General features: G+C 54.8%; 19 protein-coding genes. 10 read left to right on the top strand and 9 right to left on the bottom strand.

The annotated features are described in order from the left end of the window. Positions 1 to 92: 92 nt before the first annotated feature. From AAIG39_RS17380 to AAIG39_RS17365, 4 genes are all read left to right on the top strand, one after another. Complete coding sequence (locus AAIG39_RS17380; RefSeq protein WP_343194359.1) at positions 93 to 725, top strand: TetR/AcrR family transcriptional regulator; 633 nt, start codon at positions 93 to 95, stop codon at positions 723 to 725. Positions 726 to 793: 68 nt separating this feature from the next. Further along, positions 794 to 1318 carry a type IV secretion protein Rhs gene (locus AAIG39_RS17375; RefSeq protein ID WP_090081300.1) on the top strand — a complete coding sequence of 175 codons (525 nt, stop codon included), beginning with the start codon at positions 794 to 796 and terminating at the stop codon, positions 1316 to 1318. Then, positions 1309 to 1743 (top strand): putative T6SS immunity periplasmic lipoprotein, encoded by a 435-nt coding sequence (locus AAIG39_RS17370; RefSeq protein ID WP_249572657.1) that lies wholly within the window; start codon positions 1309 to 1311, stop codon positions 1741 to 1743. The genes AAIG39_RS17375 and AAIG39_RS17370 overlap by 10 nt, the downstream gene beginning before the upstream one ends. A 37-nt stretch (positions 1744 to 1780) precedes the next feature. Then, complete coding sequence (locus tag AAIG39_RS17365) at positions 1781 to 2740, top strand: ankyrin repeat domain-containing protein (protein ID WP_343194358.1); 960 nt, start codon at positions 1781 to 1783, stop codon at positions 2738 to 2740. A 127-nt stretch (positions 2741 to 2867) separates the two neighbouring features. Here AAIG39_RS17365 and AAIG39_RS17360 read toward each other — a convergent pair whose 3' ends face one another. Further along, positions 2868 to 2999 carry a hypothetical protein gene (locus AAIG39_RS17360; RefSeq protein ID WP_343194357.1) on the bottom strand — a complete coding sequence of 44 codons (132 nt, stop codon included), beginning with the start codon at positions 2997 to 2999 and terminating at the stop codon, positions 2868 to 2870. Between the two features lie 217 nt (positions 3000 to 3216). On the opposite strand from AAIG39_RS17360, the gene AAIG39_RS17355 reads away from it, so the two are divergent. From AAIG39_RS17355 to AAIG39_RS17340, 4 genes are all read left to right on the top strand, one after another. Next, positions 3217 to 4182 carry a quinone oxidoreductase family protein gene (locus AAIG39_RS17355; RefSeq protein WP_343194356.1) on the top strand — a complete coding sequence of 322 codons (966 nt, stop codon included), beginning with the start codon at positions 3217 to 3219 and terminating at the stop codon, positions 4180 to 4182. A gap of 124 nt (positions 4183 to 4306) precedes the next feature. Further along, the gene (locus tag AAIG39_RS17350) at positions 4307 to 4774 is read left to right on the top strand and encodes a MarR family winged helix-turn-helix transcriptional regulator (protein WP_090081307.1); all 468 of its coding nucleotides are present in this window, start codon (positions 4307 to 4309) and stop codon (positions 4772 to 4774) included. 3 nt (positions 4775 to 4777) lie between these two features. Beyond that, positions 4778 to 5845 (top strand): HlyD family secretion protein, encoded by a 1068-nt coding sequence (locus tag AAIG39_RS17345; protein ID WP_343194355.1) that lies wholly within the window; start codon positions 4778 to 4780, stop codon positions 5843 to 5845. Continuing rightward, positions 5835 to 6902 (top strand): DUF2955 domain-containing protein, encoded by a 1068-nt coding sequence (locus AAIG39_RS17340; RefSeq protein ID WP_343194354.1) that lies wholly within the window; start codon positions 5835 to 5837, stop codon positions 6900 to 6902. The genes AAIG39_RS17345 and AAIG39_RS17340 overlap by 11 nt, the downstream gene beginning before the upstream one ends. On the opposite strand, the gene AAIG39_RS17335 is transcribed toward AAIG39_RS17340, so the two are convergent. From AAIG39_RS17335 to AAIG39_RS17310, 6 genes are all read right to left on the bottom strand, one after another. Further along, complete coding sequence (locus AAIG39_RS17335; RefSeq protein ID WP_090081315.1) at positions 6896 to 7135, bottom strand: DUF2164 domain-containing protein; 240 nt, start codon at positions 7133 to 7135, stop codon at positions 6896 to 6898. The two genes, AAIG39_RS17340 and AAIG39_RS17335, sit on opposite strands and share 7 nt — an antisense overlap. 78 nt (positions 7136 to 7213) lie before the next feature. After that, entirely contained in the window at positions 7214 to 7456 is a 243-nt protein-coding gene (locus AAIG39_RS17330) for a putative Se/S carrier protein (protein ID WP_090081317.1), read from the bottom strand. Beyond that, positions 7456 to 8220 carry a putative 2-hydroxyacyl-CoA dehydratase activator YjiL gene (yjiL, locus tag AAIG39_RS17325; RefSeq protein WP_343194353.1) on the bottom strand — a complete coding sequence of 255 codons (765 nt, stop codon included), beginning with the start codon at positions 8218 to 8220 and terminating at the stop codon, positions 7456 to 7458. Before yjiL ends, AAIG39_RS17330 begins: the two co-directional genes overlap by 1 nt. Positions 8221 to 8229: 9 nt before the next feature. After that, positions 8230 to 9381, bottom strand: a complete 1152-nt coding sequence (locus AAIG39_RS17320) for a double-cubane-cluster-containing anaerobic reductase (RefSeq protein ID WP_090081320.1) — start codon at positions 9379 to 9381, stop codon at positions 8230 to 8232. A 112-nt stretch (positions 9382 to 9493) separates the two neighbouring features. Beyond that, positions 9494 to 10729: an MFS transporter gene (locus AAIG39_RS17315; protein WP_343194352.1), complete on the bottom strand. Its 1236-nt coding sequence runs from the start codon at positions 10727 to 10729 to the stop codon at positions 9494 to 9496. 86 nt (positions 10730 to 10815) lie between these two features. Then, positions 10816 to 12096, bottom strand: coding sequence for a DUF445 domain-containing protein (locus AAIG39_RS17310; protein ID WP_090081324.1), 1281 nt, complete (start codon positions 12094 to 12096; stop codon positions 10816 to 10818). Between the two features lie 177 nt (positions 12097 to 12273). Here AAIG39_RS17310 and AAIG39_RS17305 point away from each other — a divergent pair, with 177 nt between their 5' ends. Further along, positions 12274 to 13812: a DNA recombination protein RmuC gene (locus AAIG39_RS17305; RefSeq protein WP_343194351.1), complete on the top strand. Its 1539-nt coding sequence runs from the start codon at positions 12274 to 12276 to the stop codon at positions 13810 to 13812. Positions 13813 to 13880: 68 nt separating this feature from the next. Continuing rightward, positions 13881 to 14666: a hypothetical protein gene (locus AAIG39_RS17300; RefSeq protein ID WP_343194350.1), complete on the top strand. Its 786-nt coding sequence runs from the start codon at positions 13881 to 13883 to the stop codon at positions 14664 to 14666. Positions 14667 to 14673: 7 nt separating this feature from the next. Here the strand turns inward: AAIG39_RS17300 and yjiA are convergent, their stop codons facing one another. Next, the gene (yjiA, locus tag AAIG39_RS17295; RefSeq protein WP_343194349.1) at positions 14674 to 15627 is read right to left on the bottom strand and encodes a GTPase; all 954 of its coding nucleotides are present in this window, start codon (positions 15625 to 15627) and stop codon (positions 14674 to 14676) included. A gap of 10 nt (positions 15628 to 15637) precedes the next feature. Beyond that, complete coding sequence (locus AAIG39_RS17290; protein ID WP_090081333.1) at positions 15638 to 15841, bottom strand: YbdD/YjiX family protein; 204 nt, start codon at positions 15839 to 15841, stop codon at positions 15638 to 15640. Positions 15842 to 15933 lie beyond the last annotated feature (92 nt).

Below are 15933 nucleotides of genomic sequence, written 5' to 3'. Positions count from 1 at the left end.
TCCAGTAATAAATGTGACGAATTATTCGCATTCAGAATATGATGGATTCGTCATATTCACTATTCGCATTCCTTTAGCCGGAGACTCTAAAAATGACATCCCGTTCAACCCCGCGTATTTCCTCACGTAAACAGCCACGGCAGGCACGTTCTACCGCGCTGGTAACCGCAATTCTGGAAGCCGCTATTCAGGTTTTAGCCGAGGAAGGGGCACCGCGTTTTACCACCGCGCGGGTGGCGGAACGTGCCGGTGTGAGCATCGGGTCGGTGTATCAGTACTTTCCCAATAAGGCCTCGATTCTTTTCCAGCTCCAGCTTGAAGAGTGGCAGCGTACGACCGCAATCCTGCGGGATATTTTGCAGGACACACGTACTTCGCCGCACCAGCGTATACGCACGCTGGTGCTGGCCTTTGTGCGCTCGGAGTGTGAAGAGGCGGCGATGCGCACCGCGCTTGATGACGCCGCCCCCTTGTATCGCGATGCGCCTGAGGTGATGGCAGCAAAAGCTACGGGGGAGGGGATTTTTCAGGCTTTTGTGCAGGAGGTGCTACCGAATGCGACACCAGCAAAACAGGCGCTGGTCTGTGAACTGGTGACCACCACCATTGGCGCGGTGGGCAAGGCGTTTTCTACAGCGCCACGTAGCGAGGCGGACATTGCCGCATTTGCGGCGGAGTTGGGGGAAATGGTGTGCGGATATCTGCAGTTGAAGGAAGAAAAGTGACGCGGCGGCGATTGAAAAATCATTTGTAAGGTTTATATATATCAGGTCGCCATAATCTGAGGAAATCTATGGACGGGGAAGGGAGTCAGCGGTTATTGCAGCCGGGCGAGATCCGTCTGGCCAGAAGTGTTTTCGGTAATAGTATTGAATATCACAAAATCTGGGTGCATCACGATAGCTATTTCCCGTTTGGCTTACAGCCCCAAAGCGCGGGAATGGCGCCCGATGGCGAACTCTATTTTCGCGAATGGTACCGGAACGATTTTTCGCGAGAGTCTCATCCTTTCCAGCATATATTTATTCATGAACTCAGCCATATCTGGCAGCGTAATCGCGGCATGAATGTGCGTGTTAATGGCTTAATCAGTGGGCTGGTCAGCTATCGCTATCATTTAAACGGGCAGCCGTTACGACGTTATTCGATGGAGCAGCAGGCACAAATCATTGCCGATTATTTCATTCTCAAAACTTACGGCTATGCTTCCTGGGTGGCATTAAGAGCGAGAGGCGATGTGACGCTGGACGGAGATCTCCGTGAGTCCCGCATGTTGCCTGAATATCAAAAAACATTGCAGGGGTTTCCATGGTGCTAAGAAGGGGGATAACACGCGGTATATTATTACTGGCGTCCCTGGTGGCACTGACGGGTTGTCCGGGTTCAGGCGACAGGCTAAGAGCCGATGAAACGACTTCGGTGAGACGTACAGCTAATAATGACGTCTGTTTTGCTGTACATAATGCACAAGATTACCAGCCTGTTTTTATCTCTATTAATCCCCGCGCCATTCCGCCGCCGAAACAAAAATATACCCTGATGCCGCCTTTAACGGTGAAAGATGCGCAACTGTGTATTCCACCCTCTTTCTATACTTTCACCGGTAACGGGCAATTTATCGTTAAGTACATCCTTAAATCGAGAACCCAAAGCCTGCCAGCGCGCAGCGTCGTGGTCGGGGTTGAAGCTTTAAAAGGGGAAATTTATGCCTTCCCCCTGGCGAATAATGAAATAACTCGCTAAAGGATGATGTTAAGACGGAACAGTAAAAGGAGGCTCCATGGCCGGTTCTCTGGCGCTGGCGGCAGGCCAGCTTTCTCTTAATGCCTGGCAGGGGAAGTGGGATGAGGTCCTGGCTATCCTCGAACAATATCCGTCGCTGATTAATCATGTTTCTCAGGGAAAAGGGTATTCCGCACTGCATCAGGCTGCGTGGCACGGTGCGGATTTAACGGTCATTGGGCGCCTGGTGCAGTACGGCGCGGATACCCAACTCAAGACACACGATAAACAGCAAACGGCGTATGACATTGCCGTTAATAAGCATCCTCAGCGCGAGGATCTGCGGTTTGTGCTCCATCCGGCACCGCGCACACTCGCCCAGTTGATGCGTAAGATTTTCTCCCAGGGCATGCCGGAATTAATGCATCACCCCGATAAGTTGTTGATGGACAATCTGGTGATGTTGCTCAGTGATGAAGAGTGTGTTGCCCCCACGGCGAGCGCGAAGGAGCGCTTTTATGGTGCCTTTCTGGCGATGACGGGAACATCGCTCTCTACACCTTTTGAACCCCACGCCTCGATTCCCCCGAACTGGTGGGTGAATACCGATTACTGGCGTGATGAATTTTTACCTCAACTGCTGGCGCTGGAAAAATGCAAATCATGCATTTCGCTGGAATACAGCTGGGCGACGATCGGCGATCTGCTGACACCGGAACTCTCTGGCTGGGGACTCCGGGGCGATCCCTGGTTATGGATGGAGATGCGCAAATCGTTATCCCGTGTCCCGCTGCCGGACACGCTAAAAGATCTGACCGCGCTGCTGCGTAACGTTGTGCTCGCGCGAACCAATTCATCCATGCTGGATGAAGATGCCGTTTATGTTCCGCGTTTTTGTCGCGGCGGTATGAGCAGCGGCCATATCTCACTGCGTTTCTGGGAACAGAAAGGCATCCCCGCCATTGTGCAGCGCGCCGGGTGGTTAAGAGAGATGTGGGGGGCAGGGGAGCGGGGGTAAGGTTCCGCTTGTTCACGGGTCAGGTGTGTTCACGCGGCGTGAACAAGGGTAATTCATGAACAAGAAGGTTCAGTTAACACCTTTCAGTGCCGTCACAACGTACTGCCGATTGCACATATAAAGAGTTTTATACTCGTATCCAGCATTCCGGGCGCAGAGGATGGATGGTTTCACCAAAGCCTTTAACCTGCGCCAGATATTGCGAGCTATGCTCAAAGCGCCATGAAAATTGCAGGGTATCCACAATAACTTCCTTCACCCACCTTCCACTTCCGGAGAAAACCAGCGCAAGACAACTGTGCCTCCCGACGGGCGAGGATACGTTCCGTGCGCTTAAAATTTACGCATATTGCCTCTGTGGAATGAGTGTGTAGGCTGAGGCTTTGTACGCAAAATCTGCAGCAGGCGACAACGCGTTGCGTCCGATATTGCGCGTTTCTCCTGCTTTTCAGCATCACGAAGAGGGAGAGAAAGCCATGAATACCATGAAAGCCGCAGTCTATTATCAGCCAGGCAAACCGGATGTTCTGCACTATCGCGATCTGCCCCTGCCGGTTTGCGGCCCGGATGATGTCCTGGTGAAAATTGAAGCCATTGCGCTTGAAGGCGGTGATTTAATTAATCGCGCCACCGCAGCACCGGAGCCACAGGGGACCGTGCCTGGTTATTCGGCGGCGGGCAGTATCGTTGCCGTTGGCGCAAACGTGAAAGACCGCCATCCGGGCCAGCGGGTCGCAACCATTGCCCTTGCCGGTTCTCATGCACAATATCGTGTGGCCCCCGCAGCGTGGTCCTGGATTATCCCGGATGGGCTGGATGTGGCCGCCGCTGCAGTCATCCCCGTGAGTTTTGGTACGGCTGCGCGAGCCTTGTTTTCACGCCTGAATCTTAAGGCCGGTGACACGTTGCTTATTCAGGGCGGGGCCGGTGGCGTTGGTATCGCGGCTATACAACTGGCAAAAGCCCGGGGCGCACGCGTGCTGGCAACGCTTTCCGGTGGCGAGCGTGTCGGGCTGCTTACTCAACTCGGGCTGGACGTGGCGCTGGACTACCGCCAGCAGGACATCGTGGCGGAAGTGAAGCGGCTGACGGAAGGCGCCGGGGTGGACAGCGTATTGGATCTCGTGGGGTCAACACTGGATCAATCCCTTGCCTGTCTGCGCGAATGGGGAACCGTAGTGCTGGCAGGCAATGCGGGTGGAACTCCGCATGTCGATTTGTTGGCCTTACAACAAAAGAATCAATATCTTAGCGGACTGTTCTGGGGGCGAGAGCTTTCCCATGACGAGGCCAGAGCGTCTGTCGATAAGCTGCTTCTGGACGCACGGGACAAGCGATTTAGCGTCGTGATCGACAAGCAGTTTGCACTGGCTGACGTAGTGGAAGCACATCGCTATGCCGAGGAAAATCCTCTACTTGGTCGCATCATTCTACGCCCCTGAACACAACGCCAGCCTGCATGGCTGGCATTTATCTCTTTCGCATTCCATGCTCTTTCACACCTGCGTTTCTTGATACTTATCATGATAACTATTATTCTCCTCCCGGCTCAATGAAGGATCTCACATGACAGAAGACGAACTGTTTGCCCGCAGGCCGCTGGGAATGCGAATGGCGATGATTGTGCGCCAGTGGCGCGCCACGATTGATCATGCGCTTTCCGATACTGGCCTCACTCAGTCTGGCTGGACGGTTCTGATGCAGCTTAGCCAGTTGGGCGATAACGTCTCGATCAGTGAACTGGCGGAAGTGCAGGGCATCGAACTGCCGCCGCTGATGCGTACCCTCACGCAGCTTGAAAACCAGGGGTTGCTTGCGCGCACCACATCGCCCTATGACAAGCGCATCCGTCTGCTGGCGCTTACTCCGGAAGGCCATGCCATGCTGGAGAAAATCACCCGTGTGATTGAGGCCTGCCAGGAACGGGCGGCGCAAAACATCCCTGCTGAGAATATGCATATTTTCAGCGCTACATTGAATCAGATCGCCTGCAATTTGCGGATTATCCGCGAAGAAGATAACAAGACTAAATAAACCATGATGACGCCAGAACAAAAGTTTGCCCGCTGGGTAAGGGTGAGTATTGCCTCTTTCCTGTTGATGTTTGTCTACTTTATCGTTGCCGATATCTGGATCCCGCTGACGCCGGACTCCACCGTGATGCGCGTGGTGACGCCGGTATCGTCGCGCGTTTCTGGCTATGTCGCGAAGGTCTACGTGCAGAATAACAGTGTGGTGAAGAAGGGCGACCTGCTCTACGAACTGGATACCACGCCGTTTAACAACCAGGTAGAAGCCGCGCAAATCGCGCTGGCGCAGGCGCGTCTTACCAATCAGCAGCTGGATGCGCAGATTGCGGCAGCCGAAGCGAACCTGAAAACCGCACAGCTCACCGCGCAAAATGACAAAGTGACCTTCGACCGCTATCAGCGTCTGGGGGCGATGCAAAACGTCTCGCAATCTGACCTGGATAAAGCTCGCACTACCTGGCAGAGCAGCGTGCAGTCGGTGAATAACCTCAACGCCACGATTCATGCCCTGACTATTGAGCGTGGCGAGCGCGATGACAGCCGCAACGTGACGCTGCAAAAATATCAAAATAGCCTTGAGCAGGCGCAGCTCAATCTTGGCTGGACGCAGGTGCGAGCCGAGGTTGACGGTAAGGTGAGTAACCTGCAACTGAGTCCCGGCTACTATGCCGCTGCCGGTAGCGCAACCCTGGCGCTGGTGCATGACAGTGCCGATATCGTGGCGGATTTTCGCGAGAAAAGTCTACGTCACACTCACGCCGGTACTGATGCCGCCGTGGTGTTTGATGCCCTGCCGGGCCATGTGTTTCACGGCCATGTCACCAGCAGCGATGCCGGGGTGTTAGCCGGACAGGAAGCGGTCAACGGAGAGTTGTCGCAACCGGAAACCTCCAACCGCTGGGTGCGTGACGCGCAGCGTATGCGCATTCACGTGGCGCTGGATGACGCGCTGCCGAAATCCCTGCCGACCGGCGCGCGTGCCACCGTACAGCTGTATAACAGCGAAGGGCCGTTTGCCCGTTTCTTCTCGGGGCTGCAAATCCATCTCGTCAGTTGGTTGCATTATGTCTATTAATACCCTGGCGCGCGTATTTACGCCGCACGGCAACATCGTTTACACGGCGAATGATTTTCGCCAGACGCTGCGCATTGTATTTGCCGGGATGCTCGCGCTGAGCATCTCAAGCTTTTACAACACCAGCTATGGCGTCTTTTATGTCGTCTACCCGGTGATGTTGCTTTCGCTGGTGCCGATGTTTAACCGCCACGTGGCAAAACAGTTTATCTTTAGCGCGGTGCTGAACTGCGTCGAAATGGTATTAATCATCGGCTATTTGTCGAAATGGCCGCTCATCATGACGCTGGTGGTATTTGGTCTGTATGTCATGCGGTTTCGCTTTATGAGCAAGGGGCCGCTGTTCCTGTTTGGCTCCGCCGGGGTGGTGTGTCAGAGCACGATGCTGAACTTCATGAGCTACCCGACCAGCGACTGGCACACGCTGATTTTCTCCAATATAGAAGCCAGTGTGATGGCGGTGGCGCTCAGCGCGCTGATGAATTATCTGATCCCGGATGTGGAACCACGCAATCCACCGCCACGGATCGAAAAAAGCGATGCCCGCGTGCGGCATGAATCCCTGCTCTCCGGGACCGTGGCGACGATGATCTTTGTTGTGTTCCAGATAAGCGATCTCAGTGATTCCCTGTCAGCGCTGATGGCGGGTATTTTGATCCTGTTTCCGATGCATTATCGCGGCGCGGTGATGAGTTCGTTATGGCGTGTGGTGGGGGTAATTCTCGCCTGTCTGTATATCCTGCTGGTGCAGCTGATTCTCTACAATCACAGTAGTCATATGTTGCTGATGATGCCGCTGATCGGTCTCGGGCTGGCATTTAGCGCACGGCTGCATGTGATGGAAAAGGTGGGGGCGGGCGTCGGCTTTGCCAGCGTTACGACCATCGGCATTATGTTCGGGCAGAACCTCCACCCGGATACCGATCTGGTGTTCAGCGATCTTTATCGCATTGTGTCAGTGACGGTCGCCCTGTTGGGCACGCTGACGATGGTGTTTCTGGTGCACCTGCTCTTAAATCGCTTCGAGGCGACACGGTTTGTGATTGAAGATCAGTAGATCTTTTTCAGATCCATCTCTTCCTGGATGCGTTCACTCCAGGCAGCGTGGGTGCGAATGGCTTCATCGATCCCGGCGTTAAATAGCGTCGGGCCGATATTTTCAATCACGAAATCGACAAAGAATTCGGCGTCGAATTGTTCCAGTTCGAGGTCGAAGTTGTCGGCGCAGTAGCGTTGTAGCTTTTCACGAAGCATTTCGCGTTCACTGTGGCTGAGATCGATTTTGCTCATCGGTTTTCCAGGTCAGAGAAAAAGGACATCATAGCAGAGGTGCGTGATGATGCGGCCCCGGATAGCGGCGCAAGCGCCTTAATACACAGCCACCTGTTCAAACGTTTCCCCGTCGCAACGGTAAATGGCCTGGGTCGCACCGGGCAGCACCCACTGCCGTTCGGCGCCGGGCTGGCATTGCAGGCGAATGCAGAGTCCGCAGCCACCACGCAGGGTGCGGGGAATATCCGCCACGCGAAACGGCACGCCGGATACCTGCAACAGTTTGCGGGTCTGTACGACGCCTACGGTGGAGTGAAACAAAAACAGAAACTCTTCCATCAGCGAGCCCTCTGGCGCTGGCCAATCAGCGCTGCGCCAATCGCTCCCGCGTACTGCGCGTCGTCGTGAGTATGCACCGTCATTTTCAGATGCTCGCTCAGCATTGCCCGGAAACGGACGCAATGGCTTACACCACCGGTAAACAGCAGCGGACCCTGGGTGGTGAGCCGTGAAATAAAATGGCCGCTGCGCCGCGCCATCGCATTAATCACGCCCGCCAGAATCGCCTCCGGTGCAACGCCCGCTGAGCGCAGGCTGATCACTTCTGATTCGGCGAAAACGGTGCACATACTGGTCAGCGGATGCGGCGCGATGCCATCGGTGATAGCGTCCAGCGCCTCCACTGTCGTACCCAGGGTACGGGAAATGACGTCCAGAAAACGCCCTGTCCCGGCGGCGCATTTGTCGTTCATCAGAAAATCGGTGAGATTGCCCTGTTCATCAAGCTGGATAACTTTGCTGTCCTGGCCGCCGATATCAATAACCGTACGTACCTCCGGCAACAGCAGGCGCGCCCCCAGGCCGTGACAGGAAATCTCCGTTACCTGCTTGTCGGCAAAATCCACCAGTTGCCGCCCATATCCGGTAAGTGTCAGAAATGGCGTCTCCTCCAGCCCATCCCGCAGGGCCTCCCACGCTTCCCGAATGCTGTCTGCCGGGCGAAACGAAGTGGGGCAGAGGAAACGCCGGACAATGGCGTTCCCTTCCAGCAATATCCCTTTGGTGGTGGTCGAACCGGAATCAATACCTATCGTGAACGTCACCCTGACTCCTTACAGCATCTCAATAAACGCGGCGACACGGGTGCTGAGCTGTCCGATGTCGGCGGTGGAGTAATCTGTCTCTATCGCCATATAGGGAATGTCGTGCTGCTGGCGCACGTGACGTTTGATGGCGAGAGATTCCACCGCGTAGGTGTGGCAGGCTTGTAAAATTACGTCCACCACGCCATCGGCCTGGTACTCTTCGACCATCTGGCTCAGTAAACGCAAACGCTCGGTATTAGGGGAAATGCAGGAGCAGCCAATCGCCAGATATTTGTCGGTCAGCGCGTCATAAACATCACCGTTTTCCGCTACATTGCGTTCGGTAGCTTTCGCCCCGGTGCAGTTTTCATAGCCCACCACCCAGCCACCGTTCTCTTCGATGGCGCGCACCACTTTTTCGGCCGCGCCGCCAATCGGGCAGCCGGTGATGAGGATACGCGGACGGGATTCCAGCCGCTTGCCCTGTTCCCACTCGGCCTTCACACGGGCGGTCATCTCATTGAGCTCGCTGATTAATGCATTTTTATCGAAGCGGAAGGTCGCGCCGTAGACCACTTTCAGAATGTCTGCCCCGCTCAGTGCCGGGGGATTAAGCTGCCCCAGACGGTAGAAATCCGCTGTCGCCTGGCGTTCGCGGTTTTTCAGTATGATGGCGTCGCGCAGGGCGGCTTCGCTGATCGGTTGACCAAAGCGTTCCTCAATGTGCTGTTTCAGGCGCAGAATTTCCGCTTTCCACAGCGCCCGGGAGGCAGAATCCGTCGCGCTGTTGGGCAGTTGCATGACGTGGACAGCTTTGAAATCTGCCATATATTCGTACATTTTTTTCTTGCCGTCGCAGGTGGTTTCACCCACCACCAGGTCGGAGAAATAAAAGTACGGGCATTTGTCGGTTTTGCCGAAACCGTAGCTGCTTTTGATCAGCGGGCAGAGGTTACGCGGCAGATCTTTTTCTGCTTCTTCAATGGTTTCGTCATTGGTGGAACACAGTGATACCACGACGGCTCCCGCTGCCATCGCGATTTCCTGCGGCATAAAGGTACAGTAGGTGCCGACCAGAGGTATCCCCTGTTCTTTCAGTTCCATCACGGTGAGAAAACCTTTCTGACGGGCGTCGGAGAATTGTTCAAATACTTGCGGAAGTTCTGTAATAAGAGACATGATTTTTCCTTCCCCGTAACACGGGAGACAATGAAAAACGAGGCGGTCTGCTGCCGCCGAAGGGAGGATTATAACCTTAATGAATATATGGAATTATTGATCTGCCGCGAGATTAGCGGCATTCGGAGGTTTTGTAGTGCTCTACCCGATGCACCAGACGTTTCAGACAGAGTATGGCAACGCCGCCAGTGGCCAGCGCCAGCAGATGAAACGGAATGCGTCCGCCGCCGGAGAACCACAGCCAGCGTGCGCCCTCAATGGAAATGGCCACGGTACTCAATACTACGATGTTGAGCGACGCAGAGACGGTACCTTTCGGTAAGTTATTAGTGAATAGCGTAAATCGATAAAGGGTTGAGAAAATCAGCCCGATGCCAAAGCAATAGATACTGGTGCCGGTAACCGACCAGAACCAGAGATGCGGAAAGAGCAGATTCCCGGCGAGCAACGTCACCAGCCCGATAAGCTGAACAGGCACGGCGCGGCGGATATAACGTGGATCGGTTGGATTTTCCACAAAGCGCATCACCACGACATTGGCGGCGATCAGTGCACCAAAGACAGGGATCTGCGCCCAGGCAAATTCCGCCGTGCTCATTCCCCCCGCATCGATCAGAATAACCGGCGAGACGGCTACCCAGCTCATGAGCGGAATGTAATAAAGCGCAAGCGTGGCGGCACCATTGAGAAAAATGCGGTTGCGAAATACCGCGCAAAAATCCTCTATCACACTCTTTGCCCGTAGCGGCGTCTCCTGTCTTTTAATGGTTTCCGGCATCGCCAGCGACAGTCCAAGCCAGGCCACAAAACCGAGGGCGGCGATTACCGCGAAAATGACCTTCCAGTGGACAAAGTGCATTAACGCCGCGCCACCCAGCGGCCCAATCACCGGGGCCAGCAGCACCGCCGAGGTGATAAGTGACATCAATTTGATGGCCTTAGTAGGTTCAAAGGCCTCCTGGACGGTGACATACCCGACCGTGGAGATAAAACAGATGCTGGTGCCCTGAATAAACCGTGCCGCCAGGAACTGCTCAAAGGTGGTGGTGAACAGCGTGGCAATACAGGCAAGGGTAAAGATAAGCGCTCCGGTCAGCAGCACCGGGCGACGCCCGATTCTATCGGAAAGGGGACCTAACGCCCATTGCAACGCCATACCGCCTGCCATGTACAGGCTAACAGAGAGTGGTGCGAGGCTAACATCGCCGTCAAAATCGCGCACCACCTCAATGATGCCCGGCTGGATCATGTCAGTGGTGAGGTAGGCGGCAAAATCATAGAGCACCAGCGCCATCGGAAAGATAAAGACCCCGGCGTAACGGGCGAAAAATACGGGCTTCCATGACATAACACGCTCCTTTAACGGCTTTTTTACCGCACGCCTCTATTGTGTGAGCAGACAATTTATATGTCGACGTTAATTTTGACGGTTTTTTAACCTGTGGGTAGCGAAAGCAGGGCGGGGATCTGCGAGAGCAGGTAGAGCACCAGGCCAATCGAGCCGCCCACCAGCGTACCGTTGATGCGGATAAATTGCAGGTCCTTGCCAATGTTCAACTCGATCTGGTGCGACATATCGCGGGCATCCCAACTTTTCACCGTATCGCTGATATGGCGGGTGAGGAACGCGGCAAAATCTGGCGCGACGCTGTGAGCTGCCTGCTCCAGGTGTTCGTTAAGCGATGTACGCAGTGCGCCATCCGCCAGCAGCGTTTCGCCAAACCACAGCCCGGCTTCGGTGATGCGCTGTTTAATGCGGGAATCATCGGCCTGCATATCGGTTTTCATCCAGTCACGCAGATCACCCCACATCTCTCCCAGATAGCGGTTAAACGCGTCGTCTTCTTTCAGGTAGCGCTTAATGTTATCGGCCCTGGCGGCCATCTCCGGGTCAGTTTTCAGGTTGGCGATCAGTTTCAGCACCGCTCTGTCAAAGGCGCGGCGGATTTGATGTGCACTATCGTGGGTGACATCATCCAGTAGCGTGTTCACCGCGCGCGTGACCATTACCGCACTTTGTTCACCCAGCCATTCGGTGGGTAAAATTTTGGCCTTGCGGGGGTGTTCCGTTTTCAGCCAGCGCACAATCTGACTGGCAATAAATTCCCGGCTGCTCTCTTTTTGCAGTAACAGGATCATCTGGCCGATCAGGGCATCCAGCAGTACCTGGTGGCGCTGGTTTTTGGTCATGCTCTCCAGCATCAGCGCGCCGGTTTCGGTGAGGTCGACTTTATCGATCGCCCGATGTACCGCACGTTTAAGCAGATTTTTGATGCGTGTATCGTCCGCCAGTTCCAGAAATCCGCTCATGGCCTGCATCAGGTGCTGGCCGACACGACGGGCGTTATCCGGCTGGCTGAACCAGACGCCAATCATCTGTGCGGGTTGATGACGGTGAATGAGTGCGACCAGCGACTGGGTGTCGAGGAATTTTTCCTGCACGAACTGCCCGAGATTGTCGCCGATACGGTCTTTATTGCGCGGAATAATCGCCGTATGGCGGGAGATAAAGGGCAGGGGCACGCGGCGAAAGAGCGCCACCACGGCGAACCAGTCTGCCAGTGCGCCGACCATCGCCGCCTCAGCAATCGCCTTCACTCCGCTGACCCAGAAGTTGGGTGGCAGAAAAAGGGTGACGATGAAGATCGCTACCGCGATCAGCAGTAATGAGAGTGCCAGGCGTTTGGCACGTTTGAGTTCTGTGATTTTGTTCATGGTTTAAGCATAGAGCAGAGTGCCAGTTTCGCTTGGTTTTCAAGGTGAAGCACCGTTGCGGTGATTCCCCTCTCCCCAAAGAGAAAAGGGAGAAAGGCGGCGCAGAAAGCAAATATTGCATCTTCGTATGCCGGGGGTATGGTAGTCGCAGAAAAGATGGATAAAGGATGCTCTGACATGATGCTTATTGTGATTGCCGCTGTGATTGCCGCCCTGCTGGGCGGCGCGTTTGGCTGGCTTCTAACCCAACAGACATTTACCCGAAAAATGGCCGCGCTGGAGCATGATCATGAGCTGGCGGAAGATGAGCTGGCGGCAACCAGGAAACTGCTGCGCGAGCAGGAAGCCAAAACCGACGCGGCACGCAATGAAAAGCACCAGCGTGATATCGACGTCAGCGCCATGCGCCAGCAAATCAGCGATTTGAAAGGGCGAGCGGATGAGGTTTTGCAGCGTCTGGCCAGGACGGAAGCGCAACTGGAAGAGGAGCGCCGTGTGTCGGCCCAGCTTGACCATGACTATACCGAACTGAAAACCACACTTGAGCAGCGCGAACACCATTTTCGCGAACAATTTGCCAGCCTGGAAGAGACCAAAAAATCTCTGTCGCGGGAGTTTGAAAATATCGCCAATAAGATTTTCGAAGAGAAGGGCAAAACCTTCACTACCACCAGCAAGAACAGCCTTGATGACATGCTTAAGCCGTTCCGCGAGCAAATTGAAGGCTTCCAGAAACGGATCAATGAAGTGCACGATGCCTCCATTCGTGGCAATGCCGATTTGAATGCAGAGATTAAAAAGGTACTCGATGTCGGCCTGAAAATGAGTACCGAGGCGACCAACCTGACCTCGGCGCTGAAAGGCGATTCCCAACAGCGTGGCGCCTGGGGCGAGGCGCAGCTACGCCGGACGCTGGAGATGAGCGGGCTGGTGGAAAAAGAGCATTTCGAGGTACAGAGCGCCTTTACAGACGAAAACGGGCGCAGGAAGCAGACGGACTACCTGATCCGCCTGCCGGACAATAAGCACATCATTATCGACAGCAAAGTGTCGCTTAATGCTTATGACCGCGCCTGTTCGGCCGAAACGCCACAAGCGCAACAGCATGCGATGGATGAGCACATCATGGCGGTACGCCGCCACATCGATGATCTGGCATCGAAGGATTACACCGCTCTGGCGGGCATTCGAAGCCCGAGCTTTGTGCTGATGTTTATGCCTATCGAAGCGGCCTATATTGAAGCGCTGAAAACCAATAAGGGGCTGTTTGAATACGGTTACCGTAAAGGGATTGTGCTGGTGTCCCATACCACACTGATCCCGATTCTGCGTACCGTCTCCAACTTGTGGATGATTGAACGTAGTAACAGCGAAGCGCGGGAAATCAGCGAGCGTGCCGGGGAGATCTTCAATACCGTCTGCCTGGTGGCAGAGCGCTTAAGTAAGCTTGGCGGTACACTGACCACCGCCAGCAATCAGTACAACGCCACCGTAACCTCGCTGGTGGGTAGCCAGGGGCTGTATGGCAGAGTGGAGCGCTTTGGCAAACTCTCTGAGAAGGTCAACAAGGAGCTGCCGAAGCTGGAGATTTCTCACCGCGACTTCGAGCACGAACGGATGGCGATGATTGTTGAAGCGTTACAGGAACCCGAGGGTATCGGGGAGGAGTCTGTCGCGCTGCCGGAAACCCCTTCGCAGGCCGTTAATGAACGTTAAGGTTTGCGCACCCTGGCCATTGTGCAGTGTATGAGAAGCCCTTTCCTGACTCTAAGTGAAAAGAAACCATGAGCGCTATTTCTGCAAATTTATCCCGCTTTCGTGACGCTATTGTCAATTTTTCCGGTCGTAAAACGCCCGGCGAGTTACCCGCTGAATTTTTGCTGTCCCAGGAGGGAGACCTCGCGCAGTACTACATCCCCTTTGATGCGGTAAATACCCGTGCGCTGGTGGTGCTGGTGGGGATAACGCCAGGGTACGTGCAATGGTATAACGCGGTGACGACGGCACAGAAGGTGCTGCGTGGCGGCGGCGATGACGCGCTGGCGTTACGTGAGGCGAAAAAACATGGGGCTTTTAGCGGGCCACTGCGTAATAACCTGGTCAAATTGCTTGATGGTATTGGCCTGGCGCAGATGCTCGCGCTTGATTCCACGGCGCAGCTTTTTACCGACCATACCGGGTTAGTGCATTGCACCTCGCTCTATACCCAGCCGCTGTTTTTACAGGGCGTTAATTACAATGGTAAGCCGCATTTTTCCCGTTCCGCGTTACTGAGAGCGTCGATTGACGAGGGATTCGGCCAGGAGGCGGCGGCGCTGAAAAAAGCGGTATTTATTCCGCTGGGGCCGGTGGCGACCGAAGGGGTGAATCTGCTGGCAAGTCGGGGCGTGCTGGATGAGGCGCGGATTTTGTCGGGATTGCCACATCCGTCCGGCGCCAACATGGAGCGAATTAGCTATTTTCTCGGGCTAAAAACGCGCGACATGCTGTCGAGTCGCACTAATGCGGACATGCTGGATCAGGCAAAAGCCAGTTTACTGGCGAAGGTCGGTAAACTGGCTTTTATGTAGTGTAACGTCAGGCTTTCAGCCCGGCAAAGGCGTCGCGGATTTCCTGTTCCGGCAACTGGATGCCGATAAACACCAGCGTGCTGTGTGGCGGCTCGTCGCCCCACGGGCGGTCCCAGTCGGCGCTGTAAAGCCGCTGTACACCCTGGAACAGCAGGCGGTTGGGCTCGCCATCAATCCACAGCATGCCCTTATAGCGCAATAGCTTATCGGCAAATGACAGCAGTAGATTTTCCATTACCCGTGAGACCGCACTGATATCAACCGGATAGTCCAGCTCTACCACAATGGATGAGACATCGTTCTGCTTGTCAGCAATAAAGTGGAAGCGTGGTTTTGCGGTGATGTTCTCTTCCAGCATAAAGCCGTTGGTATTAAACAACTGACTCAGGTTGATATCGCCGTGGGTGACAGTATAAATCGGCGCGCGGGCGTTGATGCGGCCCAGGCGTTCGCGCAGTTTTTCGCTTTCACCGGCGACATCGGTTTTGGTCAGCAGAATGCGGTCGGCATAACCTACCTGCGACTGGGCGATGGTGAACTGGTTCATCTGCTCATCCGCATGGACGGCATCCACCAGCGCGATCACGCCATCCAGCAGATAACGCTGACAGAGGATCTCATGGGAAAAGAAGGTCTGAATAATCGGCCCTGGATCGGCCATGCCGGTGCACTCGATCACCAGACGATCAAAGGTGACATCGCCACGATCGAGACTATCGAGTAAATCCAGCAGCGCATCTTCCAGCTCGCTGGAGCGGGTACAGCAGATGCAGCCGTTGGTGAGCGTTTTGATCTGCGTGGCGCGGTCGCCAATCAACTGATCGTCAACCGGGACTTCACCGAACTCATTTTCAATAACGGCGATTTTAAAGCCGTGCTGCTCATTGAGGATATGACGCAGCAGGGTGGTTTTGCCGGCGCCAAGAAAACCGGTTAACAGGGTGACAGCAATGGGTGTCATGTTCTCTCCTTTAGCAGCAACGCACGCCACCTTCTCCACTTCCGCCGTAGCGCGCTTCCTGACGTTCGCGGAAAAATTCAGTGTATGTCATGCAGGGTTTATCCGGATGGTTGGTTTTCATATGTTCGACGTAGTTGTCGTAATCCGGGATGCCAATCAGCATTTTTGCTGCCTGGCCGAGGTATTTTTTTGCCTGACTTAAGTTATCAAACATAGCCCATCCTGATAAGAAAAAGCCCGGCGAGATGAGTCCGCCGGGCATTGTTCCCCTCACCCCCCGATTCTCTCCCCACAGGGGCGAGGGGG

Source organism: Phytobacter palmae (assembly GCF_039409775.1).
In the GTDB taxonomy this organism is placed as follows: domain Bacteria; phylum Pseudomonadota; class Gammaproteobacteria; order Enterobacterales; family Enterobacteriaceae; genus Phytobacter; species Phytobacter palmae.
Note: the sequence above shows the minus strand (reverse complement) of the source record. Positions and strands in the feature narration are given on the sequence as shown.

Coding starts and splice junctions, on each gene's coding strand:
- AAIG39_RS17380 (WP_343194359.1), top strand. CDS start 93: ATGACATCCCGTTCAACCCCGCGTATTTCCTCACGTAAACAGCCACGG.
- AAIG39_RS17375 (WP_090081300.1), top strand. CDS start 794: ATGGACGGGGAAGGGAGTCAGCGGTTATTGCAGCCGGGCGAGATCCGT.
- AAIG39_RS17370 (WP_249572657.1), top strand. CDS start 1,309: ATGGTGCTAAGAAGGGGGATAACACGCGGTATATTATTACTGGCGTCC.
- AAIG39_RS17365 (WP_343194358.1), top strand. CDS start 1,781: ATGGCCGGTTCTCTGGCGCTGGCGGCAGGCCAGCTTTCTCTTAATGCC.
- AAIG39_RS17355 (WP_343194356.1), top strand. CDS start 3,217: ATGAATACCATGAAAGCCGCAGTCTATTATCAGCCAGGCAAACCGGAT.
- AAIG39_RS17350 (WP_090081307.1), top strand. CDS start 4,307: ATGACAGAAGACGAACTGTTTGCCCGCAGGCCGCTGGGAATGCGAATG.
- AAIG39_RS17345 (WP_343194355.1), top strand. CDS start 4,778: ATGATGACGCCAGAACAAAAGTTTGCCCGCTGGGTAAGGGTGAGTATT.
- AAIG39_RS17340 (WP_343194354.1), top strand. CDS start 5,835: ATGTCTATTAATACCCTGGCGCGCGTATTTACGCCGCACGGCAACATC.
- AAIG39_RS17335 (WP_090081315.1), bottom strand. CDS start 7,135: ATGAGCAAAATCGATCTCAGCCACAGTGAACGCGAAATGCTTCGTGAA.
- AAIG39_RS17330 (WP_090081317.1), bottom strand. CDS start 7,456: ATGGAAGAGTTTCTGTTTTTGTTTCACTCCACCGTAGGCGTCGTACAG.
- AAIG39_RS17320 (WP_090081320.1), bottom strand. CDS start 9,381: ATGTCTCTTATTACAGAACTTCCGCAAGTATTTGAACAATTCTCCGAC.
- AAIG39_RS17315 (WP_343194352.1), bottom strand. CDS start 10,729: ATGTCATGGAAGCCCGTATTTTTCGCCCGTTACGCCGGGGTCTTTATC.
- AAIG39_RS17310 (WP_090081324.1), bottom strand. CDS start 12,096: ATGAACAAAATCACAGAACTCAAACGTGCCAAACGCCTGGCACTCTCA.
- AAIG39_RS17305 (WP_343194351.1), top strand. CDS start 12,274: ATGATGCTTATTGTGATTGCCGCTGTGATTGCCGCCCTGCTGGGCGGC.
- AAIG39_RS17300 (WP_343194350.1), top strand. CDS start 13,881: ATGAGCGCTATTTCTGCAAATTTATCCCGCTTTCGTGACGCTATTGTC.
- yjiA (WP_343194349.1), bottom strand. CDS start 15,627: ATGACACCCATTGCTGTCACCCTGTTAACCGGTTTTCTTGGCGCCGGC.
- AAIG39_RS17290 (WP_090081333.1), bottom strand. CDS start 15,841: ATGTTTGATAACTTAAGTCAGGCAAAAAAATACCTCGGCCAGGCAGCA.